The sequence below is a fragment of the Streptococcus oralis genome (assembly GCF_026782345.1).
Taxonomy (GTDB): domain Bacteria; phylum Bacillota; class Bacilli; order Lactobacillales; family Streptococcaceae; genus Streptococcus; species Streptococcus oralis_CK.
In genome coordinates, this window is record NZ_JAKUWI010000001.1 from 803,052 (window position 1) to 822,430 (window position 19,379).

General features: G+C 41.9%; 22 protein-coding genes, 1 tRNA gene and 1 other RNA gene. 8 read left to right on the top strand and 16 right to left on the bottom strand.

From position 1 onward, the window contains the following. Positions 1–13: 13 nt before the first annotated feature. A tRNA-Ser gene (locus MK405_RS03975) sits at positions 14–101 on the top strand. Positions 102–244: 143 nt separating this feature from the next. Here MK405_RS03975 and ssrA read toward each other — a convergent pair. From ssrA to MK405_RS03995, 4 genes are all read right to left on the bottom strand, one after another. Next, positions 245–592, bottom strand: a transfer-messenger RNA (tmRNA) gene (gene ssrA / locus MK405_RS03980). Positions 593–652: 60 nt separating this feature from the next. Beyond that, positions 653–1,288, bottom strand: a complete 636-nt coding sequence (locus MK405_RS03985) for an SGNH/GDSL hydrolase family protein (RefSeq protein ID WP_268704389.1) — start codon at positions 1,286–1,288, stop codon at positions 653–655. Position 1,289: 1 nt separating this feature from the next. Further along, the gene (locus MK405_RS03990) at positions 1,290–2,117 is read right to left on the bottom strand and encodes an HAD family hydrolase (protein WP_268704390.1); all 828 of its coding nucleotides are present in this window, start codon (positions 2,115–2,117) and stop codon (positions 1,290–1,292) included. Positions 2,118–2,140: 23 nt separating this feature from the next. Then, entirely contained in the window at positions 2,141–3,460 is a 1,320-nt protein-coding gene (locus MK405_RS03995; protein ID WP_268704391.1) for a CapA family protein, read from the bottom strand. A gap of 155 nt (positions 3,461–3,615) precedes the next feature. On the opposite strand from MK405_RS03995, the gene def reads away from it, so the two are divergent. Together def and rlmB are read left to right on the top strand one after the other, a co-directional pair. Next, the gene (def, locus tag MK405_RS04000) at positions 3,616–4,227 is read left to right on the top strand and encodes a peptide deformylase (RefSeq protein WP_268704392.1); all 612 of its coding nucleotides are present in this window, start codon (positions 3,616–3,618) and stop codon (positions 4,225–4,227) included. A gap of 44 nt (positions 4,228–4,271) precedes the next feature. Next, positions 4,272–5,000 carry a 23S rRNA (guanosine(2251)-2'-O)-methyltransferase RlmB gene (rlmB, locus tag MK405_RS04005; protein ID WP_084920484.1) on the top strand — a complete coding sequence of 243 codons (729 nt, stop codon included), beginning with the start codon at positions 4,272–4,274 and terminating at the stop codon, positions 4,998–5,000. Between the two features lie 36 nt (positions 5,001–5,036). Here rlmB and trxB read toward each other — a convergent pair whose 3' ends face one another. The 7 genes from trxB to MK405_RS04040 form a co-directional block, all read right to left on the bottom strand. After that, on the bottom strand, positions 5,037–5,948 hold the full coding sequence (trxB, locus tag MK405_RS04010) for a thioredoxin-disulfide reductase (RefSeq protein WP_268704393.1): 912 nt from the start codon (positions 5,946–5,948) through the stop codon (positions 5,037–5,039). Between the two features lie 65 nt (positions 5,949–6,013). Further along, positions 6,014–6,238: a DUF4059 family protein gene (locus MK405_RS04015; protein WP_000926603.1), complete on the bottom strand. Its 225-nt coding sequence runs from the start codon at positions 6,236–6,238 to the stop codon at positions 6,014–6,016. 77 nt (positions 6,239–6,315) lie between these two features. After that, on the bottom strand, positions 6,316–7,059 hold the full coding sequence (locus MK405_RS04020; protein WP_000590976.1) for an amino acid ABC transporter ATP-binding protein: 744 nt from the start codon (positions 7,057–7,059) through the stop codon (positions 6,316–6,318). Next, the gene (locus MK405_RS04025) at positions 7,059–7,859 is read right to left on the bottom strand and encodes an amino acid ABC transporter permease (protein ID WP_000219162.1); all 801 of its coding nucleotides are present in this window, start codon (positions 7,857–7,859) and stop codon (positions 7,059–7,061) included. Before MK405_RS04025 ends, MK405_RS04020 begins: the two co-directional genes overlap by 1 nt. 156 nt (positions 7,860–8,015) lie before the next feature. Then, positions 8,016–8,372 (bottom strand): arsenate reductase family protein, encoded by a 357-nt coding sequence (locus MK405_RS04030; RefSeq protein WP_057488562.1) that lies wholly within the window; start codon positions 8,370–8,372, stop codon positions 8,016–8,018. 12 nt (positions 8,373–8,384) lie between these two features. Further along, on the bottom strand, positions 8,385–8,900 hold the full coding sequence (locus tag MK405_RS04035; protein ID WP_268704394.1) for a methylated-DNA--[protein]-cysteine S-methyltransferase: 516 nt from the start codon (positions 8,898–8,900) through the stop codon (positions 8,385–8,387). Continuing rightward, complete coding sequence (locus tag MK405_RS04040; RefSeq protein ID WP_057488563.1) at positions 8,897–9,391, bottom strand: GNAT family N-acetyltransferase; 495 nt, start codon at positions 9,389–9,391, stop codon at positions 8,897–8,899. The genes MK405_RS04035 and MK405_RS04040 overlap by 4 nt, the downstream gene beginning before the upstream one ends. Positions 9,392–9,525: 134 nt before the next feature. Here MK405_RS04040 and MK405_RS04045 point away from each other — a divergent pair, with 134 nt between their 5' ends. Both MK405_RS04045 and trhA read left to right on the top strand, forming a co-directional pair. Beyond that, positions 9,526–9,972 (top strand): DUF1836 domain-containing protein, encoded by a 447-nt coding sequence (locus tag MK405_RS04045; RefSeq protein WP_001087578.1) that lies wholly within the window; start codon positions 9,526–9,528, stop codon positions 9,970–9,972. Then, positions 9,969–10,616, top strand: a complete 648-nt coding sequence (trhA, locus tag MK405_RS04050; protein ID WP_001097972.1) for a PAQR family membrane homeostasis protein TrhA — start codon at positions 9,969–9,971, stop codon at positions 10,614–10,616. Before MK405_RS04045 ends, trhA begins: the two co-directional genes overlap by 4 nt. 19 nt (positions 10,617–10,635) lie before the next feature. Here trhA and pdxT read toward each other — a convergent pair whose 3' ends face one another. The 3 genes from pdxT to nox form a co-directional block, all read right to left on the bottom strand. After that, positions 10,636–11,217, bottom strand: a complete 582-nt coding sequence (pdxT, locus tag MK405_RS04055; RefSeq protein WP_268704395.1) for a pyridoxal 5'-phosphate synthase glutaminase subunit PdxT — start codon at positions 11,215–11,217, stop codon at positions 10,636–10,638. Next, positions 11,218–12,093 carry a pyridoxal 5'-phosphate synthase lyase subunit PdxS gene (gene pdxS / locus MK405_RS04060; protein ID WP_268704396.1) on the bottom strand — a complete coding sequence of 292 codons (876 nt, stop codon included), beginning with the start codon at positions 12,091–12,093 and terminating at the stop codon, positions 11,218–11,220. A gap of 150 nt (positions 12,094–12,243) precedes the next feature. Next, positions 12,244–13,623 (bottom strand): H2O-forming NADH oxidase, encoded by a 1,380-nt coding sequence (gene nox, locus MK405_RS04065; RefSeq protein ID WP_000036760.1) that lies wholly within the window; start codon positions 13,621–13,623, stop codon positions 12,244–12,246. Between the two features lie 307 nt (positions 13,624–13,930). Between nox and MK405_RS04070 the strand changes: the two genes are divergently transcribed. Genes MK405_RS04070 through MK405_RS04080 form a run of 3 tightly spaced genes read left to right on the top strand, consistent with a single transcriptional unit; the run spans position 13,931 to position 16,746 of the window. Beyond that, entirely contained in the window at positions 13,931–14,860 is a 930-nt protein-coding gene (locus tag MK405_RS04070) for an FAD:protein FMN transferase (protein WP_008284369.1), read from the top strand. Between the two features lie 18 nt (positions 14,861–14,878). After that, positions 14,879–15,484, top strand: coding sequence for an NADPH-dependent FMN reductase (locus MK405_RS04075; protein ID WP_129326066.1), 606 nt, complete (start codon positions 14,879–14,881; stop codon positions 15,482–15,484). Between the two features lie 17 nt (positions 15,485–15,501). Beyond that, positions 15,502–16,746, top strand: a complete 1,245-nt coding sequence (locus MK405_RS04080; RefSeq protein ID WP_000673665.1) for an NAD(P)H-dependent oxidoreductase — start codon at positions 15,502–15,504, stop codon at positions 16,744–16,746. 82 nt (positions 16,747–16,828) lie between these two features. Here the strand turns inward: MK405_RS04080 and MK405_RS04085 are convergent, their stop codons facing one another. Beyond that, on the bottom strand, positions 16,829–17,086 hold the full coding sequence (locus tag MK405_RS04085) for a DUF896 family protein (RefSeq protein ID WP_000377481.1): 258 nt from the start codon (positions 17,084–17,086) through the stop codon (positions 16,829–16,831). A 44-nt stretch (positions 17,087–17,130) separates the two neighbouring features. Beyond that, positions 17,131–19,167 (bottom strand): glycine--tRNA ligase subunit beta, encoded by a 2,037-nt coding sequence (gene glyS, locus MK405_RS04090; RefSeq protein WP_268704397.1) that lies wholly within the window; start codon positions 19,165–19,167, stop codon positions 17,131–17,133. Between the last annotated feature and the right edge of the window lie 212 nt (positions 19,168–19,379).

Here is a 19,379-nt window from a genome sequence, read left to right on the forward strand (position 1 = left end):
TTTAGTAAGTATTGGAAGATTACTCAAGAGGCTTAAGAGGCCGTGTTGGAAACGCGGTAGGCGTGTAACAGCGTGCGTGGGTTCGAATCCCATGTCTTCCGTAGAAAAGCAAAATTATTTTTTTAGATACAACAATGTTGTATCTTTTTTTGTATCCTTTTTTAGCAAAAGAATACCAAGGAATACAAAAGGCAAAAACAAAAAACGTTGATTTAACAACGTTTTTCCAAGTTTAGCGAAAGAATAATGGAGCCGGTGGGAGTCGAACCCACGTCCAAACACCTGCCAACATATTTGTCTACAACCATAGGTTATGTATTGTTTTAACAGTCCCTCGACACATAACTCAAGCCTAGGAACTGCGAGTCTATTAATCTCTTATCAAACCACTAGACAAGGCTTGATCGTATCTCGCTAATCATAAGACCTGTCATTGAACACGAGCAATCCAAATTGGGTCACGCCTGCTGGTTTTTAGGCAGCTAGAGCGTAAGAAGTGTTATTTTTTGCAGTTATATTTAACTGAGCGTTTACGTCGCCACACGGGTTGCAAAATATGCCTCATAATGCCTGTCGAATCCGTAACGACCCCAAAAGACGATAGAACCATTATAACCTATCTTCATGAAAAATGCAAAATCAAGCCACCTCTTTAGAAAAGATACTCTTTTAAGGCTTCCGATAAGGCTTGATAACCGGCTACACTTAGATGGAGACCATCTGTTGTATAGTCTTTTTTGAGTTGCCCTTCTGAATCTGTCAAACTATCATAAATCGGCACAAAATCTACTTGCATATAGGCGGATGCTAGAGCCTCATAGGCTTGATTCCATTCTCTAATCTTTTCATTGGTTCGGATATAAACGGTCTGCTTGTATTTCTCTCCCTCATTGACTGGCAAAATGGAAAGGAGCTTTATTTGTGACAACGGATAATCTCGGGCAATCGATTGGATCACTCGCTCAAGATTATCCAAAGCTTCATTCAAGGGAATATCTTTTCCAATATCATTTGTTCCTATTAGGAGAACAATTTGATCCACAGCATCACCATAAAGATGAGCATCCAAATTCTCTAATAACAATCTCGTCTGGTAGCCTCGGATGCCACGATTAACAATCGTCTTGGCAACCCCAAACAACTCTTGAAGAGGGTAATATTCCACTATCGAATCACCAATAAAGATGATATCTGGCTCTAGAACAGATACTTGATTCAATCCACGATACTTGGCTTGAATTTTTTCCTGCTCTTTTAGGAGCCAATTCTCTAATAACTGTACTGCCACCTTATCCCTCTTTCTCTAACCAATTCTCTAGGACTTGATAAACGCCCGCCTGGCTGTTAGCTGGTGCTAGGGCAGTCGCAACTGCCTTGACATTATCATCTGCATTTTCCATCGCATAGGCAATTCCAGCCAGTTCTAACATTTCGATATCATTTTCGCTATCACCGAAAGCCATGATTTGTTCCGATTTCAAATCCCAGCGCTTGAGTAATTCTTCCAATCCCCAAGCCTTGTGAACACCAGCCTGTAGGATATCGATACAACCATAACCACTGGAAACAGCTCTTACATGCCCATTAAAGAGGTCATTGATTTCCCGCAAAACAGAACTAGAGCGTTCTTCACCGACGACCATACTCATCTTTAGCACCCCACCGAAGAGATCCGATCTGAGCTCTTCAACAAAGTTTGTATGCCGATAGAGTTTTTCAATCATCTCAGGAGTCATAAATTTATCAAGTTCTGTAAAAACAGTTCCTTTCTTGACAAAACTCCCATTCATACTAGTGACAACAAATTGATCTCGACACTCCCTCCCTTTAAAATGAACTAAAGCCTTGTCAACCATAGCATTATCCCAGATCTGTGCTTGAATCAGTTTATTATTTTCAAAAATACGCGCCCCATTGGCAACGACTAGGACAACTCTACTCGCCAAGTGTTCTAGTAATTGCCTCATACGGTGAACTTCATTCCCCGTCGCAATGACAAAACGGATATCCCTTTGATCCAGCTGATCTAAAATCTTTTCCAAGCGGGGCAGATCCAGCTGACCTCTCGGGTCTAGCAAGGTTCCATCCATGTCTGTTGCAATTAATTTAATCGTCATCCTATCTCCTTTAGGGTGAGCACCTACCACTTCAACCCTACATGTTCATTCATTTCTTTATAGGCCGTGTCAATTCGTTCCTTGGTCGCCTCGTCCAACTGATCACGATGACTGCCTCCCTCGATGAAGTCCTCTAGGATATAGGTCTGATAGAGGAAGAGCGGATAGCCTTCTGGAGAGTAAGTACCTTTTGGAGTTCGATTAACCCAAGTTGGATGCGCTTTAGCAGTTTCAATCCTTGTCTTGCCATCTTTTTTCTTAATGGTCACATCCATGAGAACTCCTCGCTCCGTCCACTTGGCATTTTCCTCGTCTTGCATGGTTTCAATGCGCTGGTTTGAGAGGAAATTCCCCATGGAGTAGATGATCAGTTTTTTATCACCATCTTTTTCAACCGTTTCAGCAGGTTCAACGACGTGAGGATGCCCTCCAAAAATAATATCAGCTCCCCAGTCAATCATCTTGTGGTACAGTGTTTTCTGTTCTTCCGTTGGTTCTAGCTGGTACTCAATTCCCATCTGAGGCATGATGACAGTAATATCCGCTTCTTGCTCAGCTCGTTCAATTTCTGCCTTCATCTTATCTTCATTCAGGTCAGAAAGATAGCGATTATAATCCTCTTGAGAGATATACTGCTCAATGCCATTAAAACCGTAAGAATAGGCCAGGAGAGCTACCTTGATACCATTGACTTCCTTGATAACTAGTGGAGCTTGGTCACGGGATTCATGTGTGTAGACCCCTATGGGTGTCATCCCTGCCTTTTCAATAGCTTCTGCTGTTGAAACCACTCCCTCTATCTGAGAATCCAAGATGTGATTATGAGCCAAGTCTAGAACTTGATAGCCTGCATCTTTGATCGCATCCATGACTTCTCCAGGTGCATTAAAGAGAGGGTAACCTGCCAAGTAGTGGTCCTTGTTCACCGTTCCTTCAAAATCACCAAGCACTAAATCCGCTTGCTTGAGCCATGGTTTCACATATTCAAAATTTTCGTGGAAATCGTAGCTACCATCTTCTTTCAGAGCTGTTCGGTAGATAGGAATATGGTAGAGAAGGTCACCATTTGCCATGATACGAGCTGTCGTTTCGGCAGACTGATTTTCCTTAGACTGACCAGACGTTTGAGCAGAATCAACTGTTTGACCACTCGGACTTGTTCCCTTGTTCCCTTGTACTGCTTGGGTCAACAAGTTCAGCCCCATAGACAAGGAAACTGCAAGCAACAACACCGTAATAAACTGGGCATTTGTCCAAGATTTATAATTCCTAAAGAAACCAATACTACTCTTCAACAATCCAAAAATAGGACCATGAGGCCGTCTATCTTGTCGCTTTTCCATCTTTATTCCCCCCTTGCTTTTACTGCAAGTCTTTTCTTTTATTATACCACAGACAAAAGAGGAATACCGTTTATTATATTATTTTTTAGGAACTTCTGTGACTTTCTTTCTCGTCTATTTTGTGTTATCATGTAGAGGTAATGAAAGGAGAGAAAATGTCTGCTATAGAACGTATTACAAAAGCTGCTCATTTAATTAATATGAACGATATTATCCGTGAGGGGAACCCAACTTTACGCGCGGTTGCTGAGGAGGTCACTTTCCCACTGTCTGACCAGGAAATCATCCTTGGAGAAAAGATGATGCAATTCCTCAAACATTCTCAGGATCCCGTTATGGCTGAGAAAATGGGCTTGCGTGGTGGGGTTGGATTGGCTGCTCCTCAGTTAGATATCTCAAAACGCATTATCGCTGTTTTAGTGCCAAATATTGCGGAAGAAGGTGAGACTCCACAGGAAGCCTACGATCTGCAAGCTATTATGTACAATCCAAAAATCGTATCCCACTCTGTTCAGGACGCTGCCCTCGGTGAAGGAGAAGGGTGCCTATCTGTCGACCGTGTAGTTCCAGGCTATGTTGTTCGTCATGCTCGCGTTACTGTTGATTACTTTGACAAGGACGGAGAAAAACACCGTATCAAGCTTAAAGGATACAACTCTATCGTTGTCCAACATGAAATTGACCACATCAACGGAATCATGTTCTACGATCGTATCAATGAGAAAGACCCATTTGCTATCAAAGATGGACTCCTCATCCTCGAATAAAGAAAATCCCGTTGCAAGACGGGGTTTTGTGTTATAATAAAGGCATGAAAACAAATGATATTGTCTATGGCGTCCACGCCGTTACCGAAGCCCTCCTTGCAAATACAGGAAACAAACTCTACCTCCAAGATGATCTCCGAGGTAAGAATGTTGAGAAAGTCAAGGAACTGGCTGCTGAGAAAAAGGTCTCCATCTCTTGGACCTCAAAAAAATCCCTCTCTGAAATGACCGAAGGCGCTGTCCACCAAGGTTTTGTTCTACGAGTGTCCGAATTTGCCTATAGCGATCTGGATCACATCCTTGCCAAAACACGCCAAGAAGAAAATCCACTTCTATTGATTCTGGATGGTCTAACTGACCCTCACAACTTAGGTTCTATCTTAAGGACTGCTGATGCGACCAATGTTTCAGGTGTCATCATTCCCAAGCACCGTGCCGTCGGAGTGACTCCTGTCGTTGCCAAAACGGCCACAGGTGCTATCGAGCACGTTCCAATTGCGCGAGTGACCAACCTCAGTCAAACTCTAGACAAACTCAAAGATGAAGGATTTTGGACCTTTGGAACGGATATGAACGGTACTCCTTGCCACAAGTGGAATACAAAAGGGAAAATCGCCCTCATCATCGGAAATGAAGGAAAAGGTATCTCTAGCAACATCAAAAAACAGGTCGATGAGATGATCACCATTCCAATGAACGGGCATGTTCAAAGCCTCAATGCCAGTGTTGCTGCAGCCATTCTCATGTACGAAGTTTTCCGAAATAGACTATAAAAAAGTTTCCAATCAGTTGATTGGAAACTTTTTTGCCTAACTATGTTCGGTGATAAACTTGTAGGCTTCTTGACCAGCGATAGCTCCATCTCCAACTGCTGTTGTTACTTGACGAAGGTCTTTCTGGCGAACATCACCAACTGCAAAGATACCGTCAACGGCAGTTTTCATGTGGTTATCTGTCATAATCCAGCCAGCCTGATCTTGAATATTCAATTCTTTAACAAAATCGCTAACGGGATCCAAACCAACATAGATAAAGACACCACCAAAGGCTTGCTCTGTTATTTGACCTGTTTTTACATTTTCAAATACGACAGATTCTACTCGGTTTTCACCTTTGATTTCCTTGACGACAGAGTCCCAGATAAAGTTGACTTTCTCATTAGCAAAGGCACGGTCTTGCAACACCTTTTGGGCACGAAGTTGGTCGCGACGGTGAACAATGGTAACAGTCTTGGCAAAGCGAGTCAAGAAGAGGGCTTCTTCTACCGCTGAATCTCCACCACCGACTACGAGCAAGTCTTGGTCACGGAAGAAAGCTCCATCACAGACTGCACAGTAAGAAACACCACGACTGTTCAGTTCTTCTTCTCCGGGAACTCCCAAAAGACGGTGTTTTGACCCAGTTGCCACGATGACAGTACGGGTTTCGTAAACTTGATCATCAGTGATTACCTTCTTATAGTCACCCTTGTCTTCAATATTTTCAACATAGCCATAAAGATGCTCTACTCCAAGGTTTTCAAGTGGTTCAAACATCTTTTCAGCCAATTCAGGTCCACTGATATTGGCATAACCTGGATAGTTTTCGATATCAGATGTGTTATTCATTTGCCCGCCTGGCAGACCACCTTCAATCAAGCCTACTTTCAGATTGCTTCGAGCAGCATATAAGGCAGCGGTCATTCCCGCAGGTCCAGCACCGATAATAATCGTATCGTACATTTCGATTCCTTCTTTCTTGTTGTAACTATCTTTATTCTAACTTATTCTTGCTAGTCACGCAAGGATTATGCCTTGAAAACCAAGAGCAAACTCATGACGGCAAAGGATAACACCGGAACGACCAAAACTCCAATCATAATCATATCATAGAGATGAGCTTGACGAGCCTTGGCTGTCTTGTCCACACCAGACATGGCTCTCAATCCAATCCAAATCCCCAGAAAAATCACGACAAGGATGGTCGTTAAGATCAAACTCTCGAAATATAAAGAAAACAGTTGCAGCAGCATGATCTCTCTCGTTTCTATCTTTTTTAAAGAGTAAACTCAGCTAGTCCAACTAACTGAGTTTTCCTTTTTCTATTATATCAAATATAAGTCCGTTTGTAACTAGCGAAGAATTCTTTTGTCCGTTCTTCTTTTGGATGATTGATGATTTCATCCGGTGTGCCAGACTCGATGATTTTCCCTTTATCTAGGAATAAAACCTTATCTGCCACTTGGGTTACAAAAGACATATCGTGACTGACCAAAATCATGGTCTGACCTGACTTGGCAGCATCTGCAATAGATTTTTCTACCTCACCGACCAATTCTGGGTCTAGAGCTGAAGTGGGTTCGTCCAAGAGCAAGACATCTGGTTTCATAGCAAGCGCACGCGCGAGGGCAACCCGTTGCTTTTGTCCACCTGATAAGTGGCGAGGGTAATGGTTTTCACGATCAGAAAGCCCAACCTTAGCCAACTCTTCCTTGGCGATTTTTGTTGCTTCCTCGTCGGATAATTTTTTAACAACAACCAAACCTTCCTTGACATTGTCAAGAGCTGTTCGGCGTTCAAACAAATTAAACTGTTGGAAAACCATAGACAACTTGCGACGAAGGGTTAGGATTTCTTCTTGGCTAATCTGAGAAAAATCAACTTTAAAATTGTCAATCTGAATCGTTCCACTATCTGGAGTTTCAAGATAGTTCAAACTACGAAGAAAGGTTGATTTCCCAGCTCCAGATGAACCAATCAAGGCCACTACCTCCCCTTTTTGGATATCCAAGTCCAGATGATCCAAGACAGTTTGTCCTGAAAAGGATTTGCTTAAATTCGAAATCTTAATCATTAACGAAGGTCTCCTTTCACATCTGTAGACACTGTATCAGGTGCTGAGATAGCCATTTTTCTCTCGATGAAACGACCGAGGCTTTCAATTCCAATATTGACTACCCAATAAACAAGGGCAACAGAGATGAAGCGTTCAAAATAGCGATAATCGGCTCCACCCAAAATCTGAGCTTGGGCAAAGACTTCCACAACACCCGCACTAAAGGCTAGAGATGTTCCCTTGGTCAAACCGATAAGGGAGTTAATCAAAGTCGGCGTCGCTACCACCGCCGCATTTGGAATAATCACGCGACGGTAAACTTGCGCACGAGTCATACCCAAACTACGTGCCGCCTCAATTTCACCTGGATTAACAGAAAGGATGGCTGCACGAATCGTTTCACTTGCATAAGCCGCCTCATTAAAAGCAAAGGCCACAATCGCAAAAAGCGCTGCTGGAATCGCATTGATATTGAAACCAGTCCCCCATTGTTGGTTGATAGCTTTCAGTGCCAAAGGAATTCCGTAGTAGGTCAACATAAGTTGAACTAGGATTGGAGTACCTTTTAAGAAGCTAACGAAAAAGGCCTGCAAGGGATATAGAATTTTAACACGATTGATCTTAACAATGGCAAAAATCAAGGCAAGTAGCAAACCAAAGAGTGCACCTCCAAGCGTCAACATCAAGGTTGTAGGCAGTTGTTGGACAATCCTTGGAATTCCATCAAAGACCGAACGCAAACTAAAGAGTTTACCATCCGGAATGAGTTGCATCAAACTTTGGTACCAATCTGATGCTAAAAATGTTGTAACAGTCATAAAAACATCCTCTCCTGATAATGATTCATTCTATCATACTTCTGCTCGCAAGCAAATTATTTGCTACGGGCTACTCAGACTTTGTCTATCTTCTAGTTTATCACACTTTAAAACAGGGAGGCTATATATTTTACCTATCAAGGAGATAAATAAAAACTATCTCAAACCTAAGTTCTCATAGGGTTTTCTATAGCCGATTTGTTTAACAGCACCATTCTCCACCAAAATTGGACGTTTCAATAACATACCATCACTCGCTAGAAGCTTGGCTGCTTCTTGTTTTGACAAACTTCCCACCTTATCTTTTAGGCCCAGTTCGCGGTATTTGATCCCGCTAGTATTGAAAAATTGTTTCACTTCAAAACCGGAAGTTTCCAACCACTTCAAAATCACATCTTCACTTGGTGTTTCTTCTACGATGTGGACAGCTTTGTAGTCCAGTCCAAGTTGATCCAATTCATTTTTTGCTTTCTTACAAGTTGAACATTTTGGGTATTCGATAAATTCTAACATCTTCTTTTCTTTCTATTTTTTATTTTCTTGAAATGCTGCACCTTCATGTTGCAAGAGCCAGGCTTTCTTTTCGACTCCAGATGCATAGCCTGTCAAGCGATTGCCTGACCCCAGCACCCGATGACAGGGAACAAGTATGGACCAAGGATTGCGCCCCACTGCTCCTCCAATCGCTTGAGCAGAAGCCACTTGCAGGTCTTGAGCTATTTGTCCGTAAGTTACTGTTTGAGCATAAGGAATGGCCTGTAAGTAATCCCAAACCCGCTTTTCAAAATCTGTTCCAATAGGAGCCAAAGATAAGTCAGATAGATCCTGAACACTGCCTTCGAAATAGGTATCTAAATAGGAAATAACTTTGTCGAGGACAGGATGTTCCTTAACGATTTCTATCCCATCCGTCTCGATACCTCTCTCAAAATGAATTTGGTCCTGCACCCATATTCCAAACAAATATTGCTCATCAGCAACTAAGGATAAGGTCCCAATTGGCGACGGGTAGAGCATTTTTGCGTACTTTTTCTGCATCATTTTTTTAATTTCTGATAGGCCAAGCGTTCTCCATCAACTGGAACCTTACCAACCTGTTGGAAGCCTAGCTTTTCAAAGATATGCTGCATAGCCTTGTTTTCTGCATGCGTATCTGAACGAAAATCTAGATAATCAAAACCTTCAATCAAGCCTTCTAGGAAAGTCTGAGCAACACCTTGTCCTTGGACATCTGCTGCCACAGCGATACGGTGAAAGACCAGATATTCTGATTCTCCCCCCTGCCAACTCCCTTCATAAATGGCTTCATAGGCTTCCTCTGGACTCTTGGTCACAGCAGCATAAGCTAGCAGTTCTCCTTCTTCCAAGGCCACATAGGCTTGGCCTGAGATGATATCATCAATAATGATATCTGCATTTGGATAGCCATTTTGCCACTGGTCGCTACCAGATTTGGCTAAGCACTTTTTAGCATCCTCCATCACCTGCATAATCGCATCCACTTCGTTTGGAAAAGCTAAACGAATCTCCATCTTTTCCCCTCATTTCTAACTATTTTCTCTCATCATAGCATAATTTAAAGCTTTCTACAAGCAGTTGAAACTTGACTTTTGTTTTTTATTATTTTATAATCTAGTTATTAAAACTAGATAAAAAGGAGTTGGAAATGAATTCTAACTTTTCCTACCCAAAATGGGAAGACATTCCAAACATTGACCTCTATCTGGATCAGGTTTTACTTTATGTCAATCAGGTCTGTGCCCCTATCTCTCCAGATAAGGACAAGGGACTAACAGCATCTATGGTCAATAACTATGTCAAACATGGTTACCTGACAAAGCCAGACAAGAAAAAATACCAACGCAAACAGATCGCCCGTTTGATTGCCATCACCACTCTCAAGTCTGTCTTTTCGATCCAAGAAATCGCTCAGACCCTTAATACTCTGCAAACTCAAGCGAGCTCAGACCAGCTCTACGATGCTTTTGTAGACTACATGAACCATGGGATTGATCCAGAAAATCCTATTATCCAAACTAGCTGTCAAACGGTTAAACTCTATCATCAAACTCTAGACTTAATCCTTATCAAAGAAGAGGAGGAAATCCAATGAATACCAGTCTAAAGCTCAGTAAAAAACTCAGTTTTGGAGAGGAGATTGCTAATAGCGTGACCCATGCTGTAGGTGCCGTTATCATGCTCATCCTACTCCCTATTTCATCCACCTATAGTTATGAAGCACATGGATTTTTATCATCTTTTGGTGTTTCTATCTTTGTTATCAGTCTCTTTCTCATGTTCCTCTCGTCAACCATTTACCACTCTATGGCCTATGGTTCGACCCACAAATACGTCTTACGAATCATCGACCATTCTATGATTTACGTAGCTATCGCAGGCTCTTATACGCCGGTCGTCTTGACCTTGATGAATAACTGGTTTGGCTATCTGATCATTGCCATTCAGTGGGGAACAACCATCTTTGGCATCCTCTATAAAATCTTTGCTAAAAAGGTTAATGAGAAATTCAGCCTTGCCCTTTACCTGATTATGGGCTGGTTGGTTCTAGCTATCATTCCTGCCATTATCAGTCAAACAACGCCAATTTTCTGGAGTCTCATGGTAACTGGCGGACTCTGTTATACAGTTGGAGCTGGATTTTACGCTAAGAAAAAACCTTATTTCCACATGATTTGGCATCTCTTTATCCTAGCGGCATCTGCACTCCAATATATCGCGATTGTTTATTACATGTAAAAAAGTTGAGAATCTTTTCTCAACTTTTTTCTTTACACATATTGATAAAATACTGGTGCAAGCGCACATTATCAGTCAATTCCGGATGAAAAGAGGTTACCAGCATATTCTGTTCTTGCGCAGCAACGATTTGGTCATCTACAGTTGCTAGGATTTCCACACCCTCTCCAAGACTACTGATAATCGGACCGCGAATAAAGGTCATGGGAATCTGACCGACTCCTTTACATTCTGCCTCTGTATAAAAACTTCCTAGTTGACGCCCATAGGCATTGCGCTCAACTACTATGTCCATAGTCGCTAGATGACTTTCTTCCTGAGAAATAATTTCCTTAGCTAGCAAGATTAAACCCGCACAGGTCCCAAAAACGGGTAATCCAGATAGAATGGCTTCTCGGATGGGAATCAACATCTGTTGGTCACGCAAGAGTTTGCCCATGGTTGTAGACTCACCGCCAGGTAATATCAAACCCGCCAAGTTACTCTGATGTTGTTGAAAATCATCTAAATTTCTGATTTCTACACTAACAACACCTAACTTTTCTAGCACTTTTGCATGTTCTGCAAAGGCACCTTGCAAGGCTAATATTCCGATTTTCATCTATTTTCCTCGCTCTGCCATAAGAATTTGGATTTCATTCTCATTGATACCAACCATGGCTTCCCCTAGGTCTTCAGAGATTTGACCCAAAATTTGAGGATTTTGGTAGTTGGTTACAGCTTTGACAATGGCACTTGCTCGTTTAACAGGATCTCCTGACTTGAAAATACCTGATCCAACAAAAACACCTTCTGCCCCCAGTTGCATCATCAATGCAGCATCTGCTGGTGTTGCAACACCTCCAGCCGCAAAGTTTACAACTGGCAACTTACCATGTTCATGGACGTATTGGACTAATTCTATAGGAACTTGGAGTTCTTTTGCTGCGACATAGAGTTCATCTTCGCGTAGATTTTTAATACAGCGAATTTCTTGATTCATCATGCGCATATGACGAACGGCTTGAACAATATCTCCTGTCCCTGGTTCTCCTTTGGTACGAATCATGGAAGCTCCTTCAGCGATACGACGCAAGGCTTCACCCAAGTCCTTAGCCCCACAGACAAAAGGAACTTGGAATTCTTTCTTGTCCACATGGAAACGGTCGTCAGCTGGAGACAGCACTTCACTCTCATCGATATAGTCAATCTCAATAGCCTCTAAAATCTGAGCTTCTACAAAATGCCCGATTCTGACCTTGGCCATCACTGGAATGCTCACCGCTTCTTGGATTTCCTTAATCATCTTTGGATCGCTCATACGGGAAACCCCACCAGCCGCACGAATATCAGCTGGAATTCGCTCCAAGGCCATAACAGCTGCCGCACCAGCAGCCTCTGCGATACGAGCCTGTTCAGGGTTCTGAACGTCCATGATAACCCCACCTTTGAGCATCTGTGCCAAGTTTTTATTTAGTTCATAACGATTTTCAGTCATTTCTTTATCCTCATCATTTGTATTGGTAGCTACCATTTCATTTTAAGCCAGATTAGAATGAAGTACAAGATAGAAAAACAATAATTGTCTGGGTACAGTAACATAAAAAACTATCTGACCTTAATATAAGGCCAGATAGCTCAGCTATTGTTATTTTTCAGCTGTAAGTGCAGCCATTGTAATGTAGTTGTATGGTTTGTTGAAATGTGGCAAGAAGAATAGGTCTGTCAATGCCAATTTATCAATCGTTACATGCTCTTGGATAGCAAGTGAGAACATGTGGATTCCCATACTGATAGCAGCATCATGTGAAACCATTTGTGCACCAAGGATTTCGCGACTGTCTTTGTCAAAGACAATCTTGATGGCAACTTCGTGGTTGTCATGCTTCATAAATTCTGGTTTTTGAAGATCGTTAAAGCCAGTTTCAGTTGCATTGTAACCTGCTGCTTTTGCTTTTTCAAGAGTCAGACCAGTTGAAACCATGTGAAGACCATAGATTGAAATACCGTTTGATCCTTGCACACCGATTCCTTCCAATTCATGTCCACAAGCGTTATAAGCACCAACGATACCAGTACGTACAGCGTTAGATGCAAGAGCGATGTAGCTTGTATCTTTACGAGCATTGTCATAAACAGTCGCACAGTCACCAACAGCGTATACACCTGGGATAGATGTTTCTTGTTTCTTGTCTACAAGGAAGGCACCGTTGCGGAAAAGTTCAATCTTACCATCTGCAAGAGCTGTGTTTGGACGGAAACCAACAGCAAGAACCACCATATCCACATCAAATGTTTCTTTGTCTGTTACCAAGCGTTCAACTTTACCATCACCTTGGATGGCTTTAACTGTTTGACCAAGTGCCAAGCGGATGTTATGGTCTTCCAAGTTTTTCGCCATCATTTGGGTAAAGTCTTTGTCATAGTAGCCGTTCAAAACAGTGTCTACGATATCAACAAGCACCACTTCTTTTCCAAGACGTTCGAAAGCTTCAGCCAGCTCAACACCGATGTAACCGCCACCAACAACGGCAATGCGCTCAAGGTGTTTGCTCTTGTCAGCAAGTTTTTCGATGACTTCTTCTGCATTTTGGTACAACTTAACAAATTGAACATTTTCAAGTGTTGCTTTGAATTCTCGGTTACCCTTAACGATTTCAACACCTTCGATTGGAGGCAAGATTGGAGTTGAACCAGTTGCAAAGATTAATTTATCATAAGACTCTTTGTGTTCTTTACCTTCAACTTCAGCAGTCACAACTTTGTTATCGTAGTCAATTGAAAGAACTGGTGAGTTCATGTAAATTTTAGCACCTTTTGCTTCCAATTTTTCTTTATCAGAGTAGAAGAGACCTTCTGGGCCATCAATTTGTTCTCCGATCCAAAGCGCCATTCCACAACCAAGGAATGAAATATTTGAGTTTTGGTCAAATACTACGATTTCGTTCTCATGACCAAAGTTATCCAACATCGTATTAATACAAGCTGTACCAGCGTGGTTAGCACCAACTACAACGATTTTACTCATAGAAAAATTCCTACCTTTAATTTTTGATTTACTTTTCTAGTATATCATTTACTGTTAGCGTTTACAAGACATTTGCTCAGAATTCTCTTTTTTTCAGAAAAAAATACACTTAATATTAACAAACCTTATTTTTCTATCGTTTTCATTCTAATTTTGAGCATATTTCTTGACTTTTTGTCAAAATACATTTGTGAAAACGCTGACTTTATGGTATGCTAGTTACATGGAAATAAAATGTAAGGGGTTTACTTTTTCTTTAACCAACTTATATTGAATGATTTCCTATGAAAAGAAAGGAGCTGGTAGCTTGCCTCTTCATTCACGTTCTGAACGGCTAATGGGAACAACTATCACGATTTCATTAGTAGATGAGCGGGCAGAAATCCTGCTTCAGGGCGCTTTTGACTTGCTCAAAGAGCTCGAATACCGCTTCAACGCCAATAGTCAAGAATCCGAACTGATGGAAATCAACTACCAGGCTGGAATCACACCTGTTAAGGTTCATCCTGACCTGTTTGAACTGATTGCTCTTGGACTAGAGCACAGCCTAGCTCCCTCTAGCCATCTAAATATCAGTATCGGTCCCTTGATTCAAACCTGGCGAATCGGCTTTGCAGATGCACGACTTCCAGAGTTAAACGAAATCGAAGCTGTCTTGCCTCTAGTTAACCCGCATTTTATCAAGTTGGATCCGACTAACTTTACTATTTTTTTAGAGAAGAAAGGAATGAAGCTTGATTTAGGTTGTTTAGCCAAGGGCTATAGTGCAGATAAGGTTGCCCAGTATTTGAAAACACACGGTGTCACCTCTGCCTTGATCAATCTCGGAGGAAATATCCTCACCATCGGGAATAACCAAGCCAAAGAAGGGAAAGCCTGGCAGATTGGGATTCAAGATCCGCGAAATCCTCGTGGCAATCATCTCCTAACCATCCCAGCTTCTAACAAATCCGTTGTCACTTCAGGTATCTATGAACGCCACCTGACAGTAGATGGAAAAGACTACCACCATATCTTTGATAGTAAGACAGGATTTCCTGTCGAAACCGATCTTGCTAGCCTAACGATTGTCTCTGATAAATCCGTTGATGGTGAGATATGGACAACACGCCTTTTCGGAGAACGAAGCGCTTCTATCCTCTGGCAAGTCGAAAGTATAGATGGGATTGAAGCCATCCTCATCGACAAAGAGGGACGCCTTGCATGTTCTTCAGGCCTTCAAAATTGTATTATGTAAAAAGAGAAAGGAAATCTCATGTTAAAACTTATTGCCATTGTTGGAACAAATTCAAAACGTTCTACAAATCGCCAACTGCTCCAATACATGCAAAAACACTTTGCTGATAAAGCTGAAATTGAACTCGTTGAAATCAAGGACATTCCTGTTTTCAACAAACCAGCAGATAAACTTCTTCCTGCTGAAATTCTTGAAATTGCTGCTAGAATTGAAGCATCTGATGGTGTCATTATCGGTACTCCTGAGTACGACCACTCAATCCCTGCAGTTTTGATGAGCGCTCTTGCTTGGCTATCTTATGGTATCTACCCACTTTTGAACAAACCAATTATGATCACTGGTGCTTCTTATGGCACACTTGGTTCATCTCGTGCCCAATTGCAACTTCGTCAAATCTTGAACGCTCCTGAAATTAAGGCAAATGTTCTACCAGATGAATTCTTGCTCTCACACTCTCTTCAAGCATTTAACCCAAGTGGCGACTTGGTTGACCTTGATGTCATCAAGAAATTGGATGCCATCTTTGATGACTTCCGTATCTTCGTGAAAATTACTGAAAAATTGCGCAATGCACAAGAATTGCTTCGCAAAGATGCAGAAGAATTTGACTGGGAAAATTTGTAAGATAGGAGACCGAAAGAATGAAATTTGTTGGACTTGTTGGATCAAACTACGATCAATCATATAACCGCAAACTCTTGGAATTTATCCGTCGAAATTTCAAATTCAAATTTGAATTAGAAGTTCTTGAAATTGACGAAGTTCCAATGTTTAACCAAGACGAAAAATGGGACGAAAGCTTCCAATTGCGTTTCTTGTATAACAAGATTACACGTGCTGATGGTGTCATTATCGCTACTCCTGAGCACAACCACACTATCTCAGCTTCACTCAAATCTGTACTCGAATGGCTTTCATACGAAGTTCATCCATTTGAAAACAAGCCTGTTATGATTGTGGGTGCATCATACTATGACCAAGGAACATCACGTGCCCAAGTTCACCTTCGTAAAATCCTTGACGCTCCAGGTGTTAATGCCTACACGCTTCCAGGTAATGAATTCCTTCTTGGTAAAGCTAAGGAAGCTTTTGATAACGACGGAAATATCACCAATGAAGGAACTGTTAAATTCCTTGAAACTTGCTTAGATAACTTTGTAAAATACGTAGGAGTCGTTTCGAAATTGAAAAAACCAAAACCAATCGAACCAGAAGACTTGGATTGTGGAAAACCAATCGCTACAACCATCACAGAAGTTGATCCTGACGATCCAGAATGGGTAGAAAAAGTTGCTGCAATCACTGGAGCTGTTTCTGGTGATACCTATGTCAAACTGGACCACGGTATCCTGACAGTTAACCAAATTGATATGTTCTTGAAAGCTATGCCATTTGAATTGACATACGCTGACGATAACAACCAATTCCTCTACTACAATAACGCTCACCAAGATCCAGACACCATGTTTGCCAAACGTGTACCACCTCAATCAGGTAACCGTATGTCGACTGTTCATGGATCTCTTCCACCAGCACGTATGAAGAATGTAGAGTGGGTTATCGGAACACTTCGTAACGGAAACCAAGAATACGTCCGTACAATCGTTCCAGGTTCTCCTGCAGGTGTCATCAACACCCACAACTACCAAGCGATGTACTATCCTGACGGATCATACGCTGGTATCAATGAAATTGTCTTTAACTTCCAACCATGGCTTGACTGGTACCTAAAAGAGACTGGTCAACGTTTGGTAGGTGGTAGCGGACCATTTGCTCCTGCCGCTGGAGGTCATGGAGACGCTGATGCTACTTCTGGCGCTTCTGATTCAGGTGACGCTGGAGGCCACGGTGGTGGCGCAGACGCTACTTCTGGCGCAAGTAACTAAGAAACACAAAAGGAGCCAAATGGCTCCTTTTGTTATTACAACAGAAAAAGGGCTTGTAAATCATCTACAGCCCCCTTTCATTTTATGAGTTAGGATCATCTAAACTGCGACCGTGTAAACCTTTTTCACGTTGCACTTGGCGTAGTTTTTCTGGTGTGACGTCATTTCCCTCTTCATCAACAATCTTAATTCCTTCAATATGGTGACGAACAGCACGACGATAGCCTTCGATATATTCCTCACGAAGTTTAGCTTGTTCCACTTTTTCAGCAGAAGTTAAGCCTTCTGTTTTTTTCTTTTTAGCGAGCTCGTTGATACGAGCGATTTTTTTTGAATCCATGTTTATCTCCTTTGTAAAAAGATACAGTTCGTTTAATAGAGAGTCTACTTGGTATTGATTTGGTTAAAGCGTGCAAGCTTAGCTGCTTTCTTGGTTAATTGCGACAAGATGGCCAATCGATTTTGACGAATATCTTGATCATCGGTCATTACCATAGTATTCTCAAAGAAAGCATCAATAACTGGACTAAGCGCAAAGAGTTGTTCTAATTGCTGACTTGCAGTCCCTGATAAAATGAGTGACTCTACTGATTCCGCCAAGGCTTTCTCTTCTTCATTTTCAAAGAGAGCAGGGTCAACTGTTTCATATCCTTCCGCTTTCTCAGCTAAGTTGAAAGCACGTGAAAGAGATTCTACAGACGGTTTGAAGTTTTCTTCCTTGCTTGCTTCTACAAGAGCACTTGCTGCTTCCAACATATCCGTCACGACAAAGTTCGAACTTGCAAGGACCGCTTCCTTAATGTCTTTTGGAGTAGAACCCATCATCTTATCAACACGAGCCTTGATAAAGTCCATGACCTCTGCTTTATTTCCATAAGTCAAGCTGTCAAATTTCAAAGCATAAAGGCTATCAATCAACTCATCCATAGCAATGTGCCAACCAAAAGCATCCAAGATACGAACTACACCTTGAGTTGCACGACGAAGGGCATAAGGGTCATTAGAACCTGATGGAATCAAGCCTACTGAGAAGAAACTCAAAATCGTATCCAATTTGTCTGCAATGGCTAGAATGGCTCCAATCTTGCTCTCTGGGAGAGCTCCGTCCGCTGATGTAGGCATGTAGTGTTCACGAATGGCAGCCGCAACTGCTGGAGTTTCCCCAGCAAGAAGGGCATATTTCTCACCCATAATTCCTTGGAGTTCATCAAACTCACCAACCATCCCTGTCAACAAGTCAAACTTGTAAATGGATGCTGCGCGGGCAAGATCAATCGTTTCATCCACTGATAAACCAGCTTTTCCCGCCAAAAGGACGGCAATCTGACCCGTACGAATCATGTGTTCACGAAGGGAACCAACCTTTTCATGGAAGGTCACATGGTTTAACTTTTCGACAAGGTCTGAAATAAGCAATTTTTGGTCTTCACGCCAGAAGAATTCACCGTCTTCCAAACGAGCAACTAAGACTTTTTCATTACCCTTGATAACATTTTCCAAATGCTCTGCGTTTCCGTTACGGACTGAAATGAAGTTTGGCAAGAGTTTTCCATCTTGATCTCGGACAACGAAGTAGCGTTGGTGCTCTTTCATCGAAGTTACCAAGACTTCTTCTGGAACTTCAAGGTATTTGGCATCAAAACTTCCCATAAAGGCAGTTGGGTATTCAACCAAGTTCAAGACTTCGTTCAGTAAGTCAGCATCAATTTCGATGCGTACACCATGTTCAGCTTCGATTGCCTTGATTTGGTCAACAATCATTTGCTCACGTTCACGAGGATCCGCGATTACAAACTGCTTACGAAGGTCTTCTTCATAGCTCAATGCTGACTGAATCTTAGTTTCTTGTCCCAAGAAACGATGACCACGACTCACACGACCGCCTTTAATATCAAGGAAATCCAAGTCAAACTCTTCTTCATCTAAAAGAACTGTCAAAGTGTGTACAGGACGGATGTATTCAAAGGTGTTGTTAGCCCAGTGCATGCTGACAGGGAAAGTTAGTGACTTCAAGACGTCTACTACACCTGGAACAATGGATTCAACTGGTTGGCCCACTTCTTCCTTAGTAACATAGACATATTCTTCACCCTTGATTTCACGGAATTCAATATCTTCAACTGTCAAGCCTTTTCCACGGACAAATCCTTGAGCTGCTTTGGTGAAGTTTCCATCACTATCCAAGGCAATTTTCTTTGCTGGTCCCTTGAAATCTTCTGTCAAATCAGATTGCTTGTCTGCAAGTCCAGTCACACGAACAGCCAACCGACGTGGTGTTGAGAAGGTTTGAATGGCTTCAAAAGACAGGCGGTTTTCCTTGAGGAAGGCTGCCATTTTTTCACCTAGTTGTTTTTCACTTGGAGTTACTACATAGGCTGGTAACTCTTCAAGACCGAGTTCTACTAATAAGTTTTTTGTCATGTTTTTTCCTTTACATTTTCTTCAATCTTTTTTGATATACACCTTAGGTACTGGGGACGTCGCTAACTAACTTTTGTGAGTCTGTAAGGAAATCTTATACCAAATAAACTAAGATTTCCAACAGTCTCATCAAAGTGGATTTAGCTGACTGATTTTTGAACCCAAGGTTTCAAAAATCCCCACATAACAGTACGGCGGTGCATATCCCTCTA

Excerpts from the sequence above, each read along its gene's own strand:
- rlmB (WP_084920484.1), top strand. The coding sequence starts at position 4,272 with ATGAAAACAAATGATATTGTCTATGGCGTCCACGCCGTTACCGAAGCC.
- MK405_RS03990 (WP_268704390.1), bottom strand. The coding sequence starts at position 2,117 with ATGACGATTAAATTAATTGCAACAGACATGGATGGAACCTTGCTAGAC.
- nox (WP_000036760.1), bottom strand. The coding sequence starts at position 13,623 with ATGAGTAAAATCGTTGTAGTTGGTGCTAACCACGCTGGTACAGCTTGT.
- MK405_RS04080 (WP_000673665.1), top strand. The coding sequence starts at position 15,502 with ATGAAATTTGTTGGACTTGTTGGATCAAACTACGATCAATCATATAAC.
- trxB (WP_268704393.1), bottom strand. The coding sequence starts at position 5,948 with ATGTACGATACGATTATTATCGGTGCTGGACCTGCGGGAATGACCGCT.
- pdxT (WP_268704395.1), bottom strand. The coding sequence starts at position 11,217 with ATGAAAATCGGAATATTAGCCTTGCAAGGTGCCTTTGCAGAACATGCA.
- MK405_RS04030 (WP_057488562.1), bottom strand. The coding sequence starts at position 8,372 with ATGTTAGAATTTATCGAATACCCAAAATGTTCAACTTGTAAGAAAGCA.
- pdxS (WP_268704396.1), bottom strand. The coding sequence starts at position 12,093 with ATGACTGAAAATCGTTATGAACTAAATAAAAACTTGGCACAGATGCTC.
- MK405_RS04020 (WP_000590976.1), bottom strand. The coding sequence starts at position 7,059 with ATGATTAAGATTTCGAATTTAAGCAAATCCTTTTCAGGACAAACTGTC.
- MK405_RS04015 (WP_000926603.1), bottom strand. The coding sequence starts at position 6,238 with ATGCTGCTGCAACTGTTTTCTTTATATTTCGAGAGTTTGATCTTAACG.
- MK405_RS04045 (WP_001087578.1), top strand. The coding sequence starts at position 9,526 with ATGAATTCTAACTTTTCCTACCCAAAATGGGAAGACATTCCAAACATT.
- MK405_RS04040 (WP_057488563.1), bottom strand. The coding sequence starts at position 9,391 with ATGGAGATTCGTTTAGCTTTTCCAAACGAAGTGGATGCGATTATGCAG.
- MK405_RS04025 (WP_000219162.1), bottom strand. The coding sequence starts at position 7,859 with ATGACTGTTACAACATTTTTAGCATCAGATTGGTACCAAAGTTTGATG.
- def (WP_268704392.1), top strand. The coding sequence starts at position 3,616 with ATGTCTGCTATAGAACGTATTACAAAAGCTGCTCATTTAATTAATATG.
- MK405_RS04085 (WP_000377481.1), bottom strand. The coding sequence starts at position 17,086 with ATGGATTCAAAAAAAATCGCTCGTATCAACGAGCTCGCTAAAAAGAAA.
- MK405_RS04075 (WP_129326066.1), top strand. The coding sequence starts at position 14,879 with ATGTTAAAACTTATTGCCATTGTTGGAACAAATTCAAAACGTTCTACA.
- MK405_RS03995 (WP_268704391.1), bottom strand. The coding sequence starts at position 3,460 with ATGGAAAAGCGACAAGATAGACGGCCTCATGGTCCTATTTTTGGATTG.
- trhA (WP_001097972.1), top strand. The coding sequence starts at position 9,969 with ATGAATACCAGTCTAAAGCTCAGTAAAAAACTCAGTTTTGGAGAGGAG.
- MK405_RS04035 (WP_268704394.1), bottom strand. The coding sequence starts at position 8,900 with ATGATGCAGAAAAAGTACGCAAAAATGCTCTACCCGTCGCCAATTGGG.
- glyS (WP_268704397.1), bottom strand. The coding sequence starts at position 19,167 with ATGACAAAAAACTTATTAGTAGAACTCGGTCTTGAAGAGTTACCAGCC.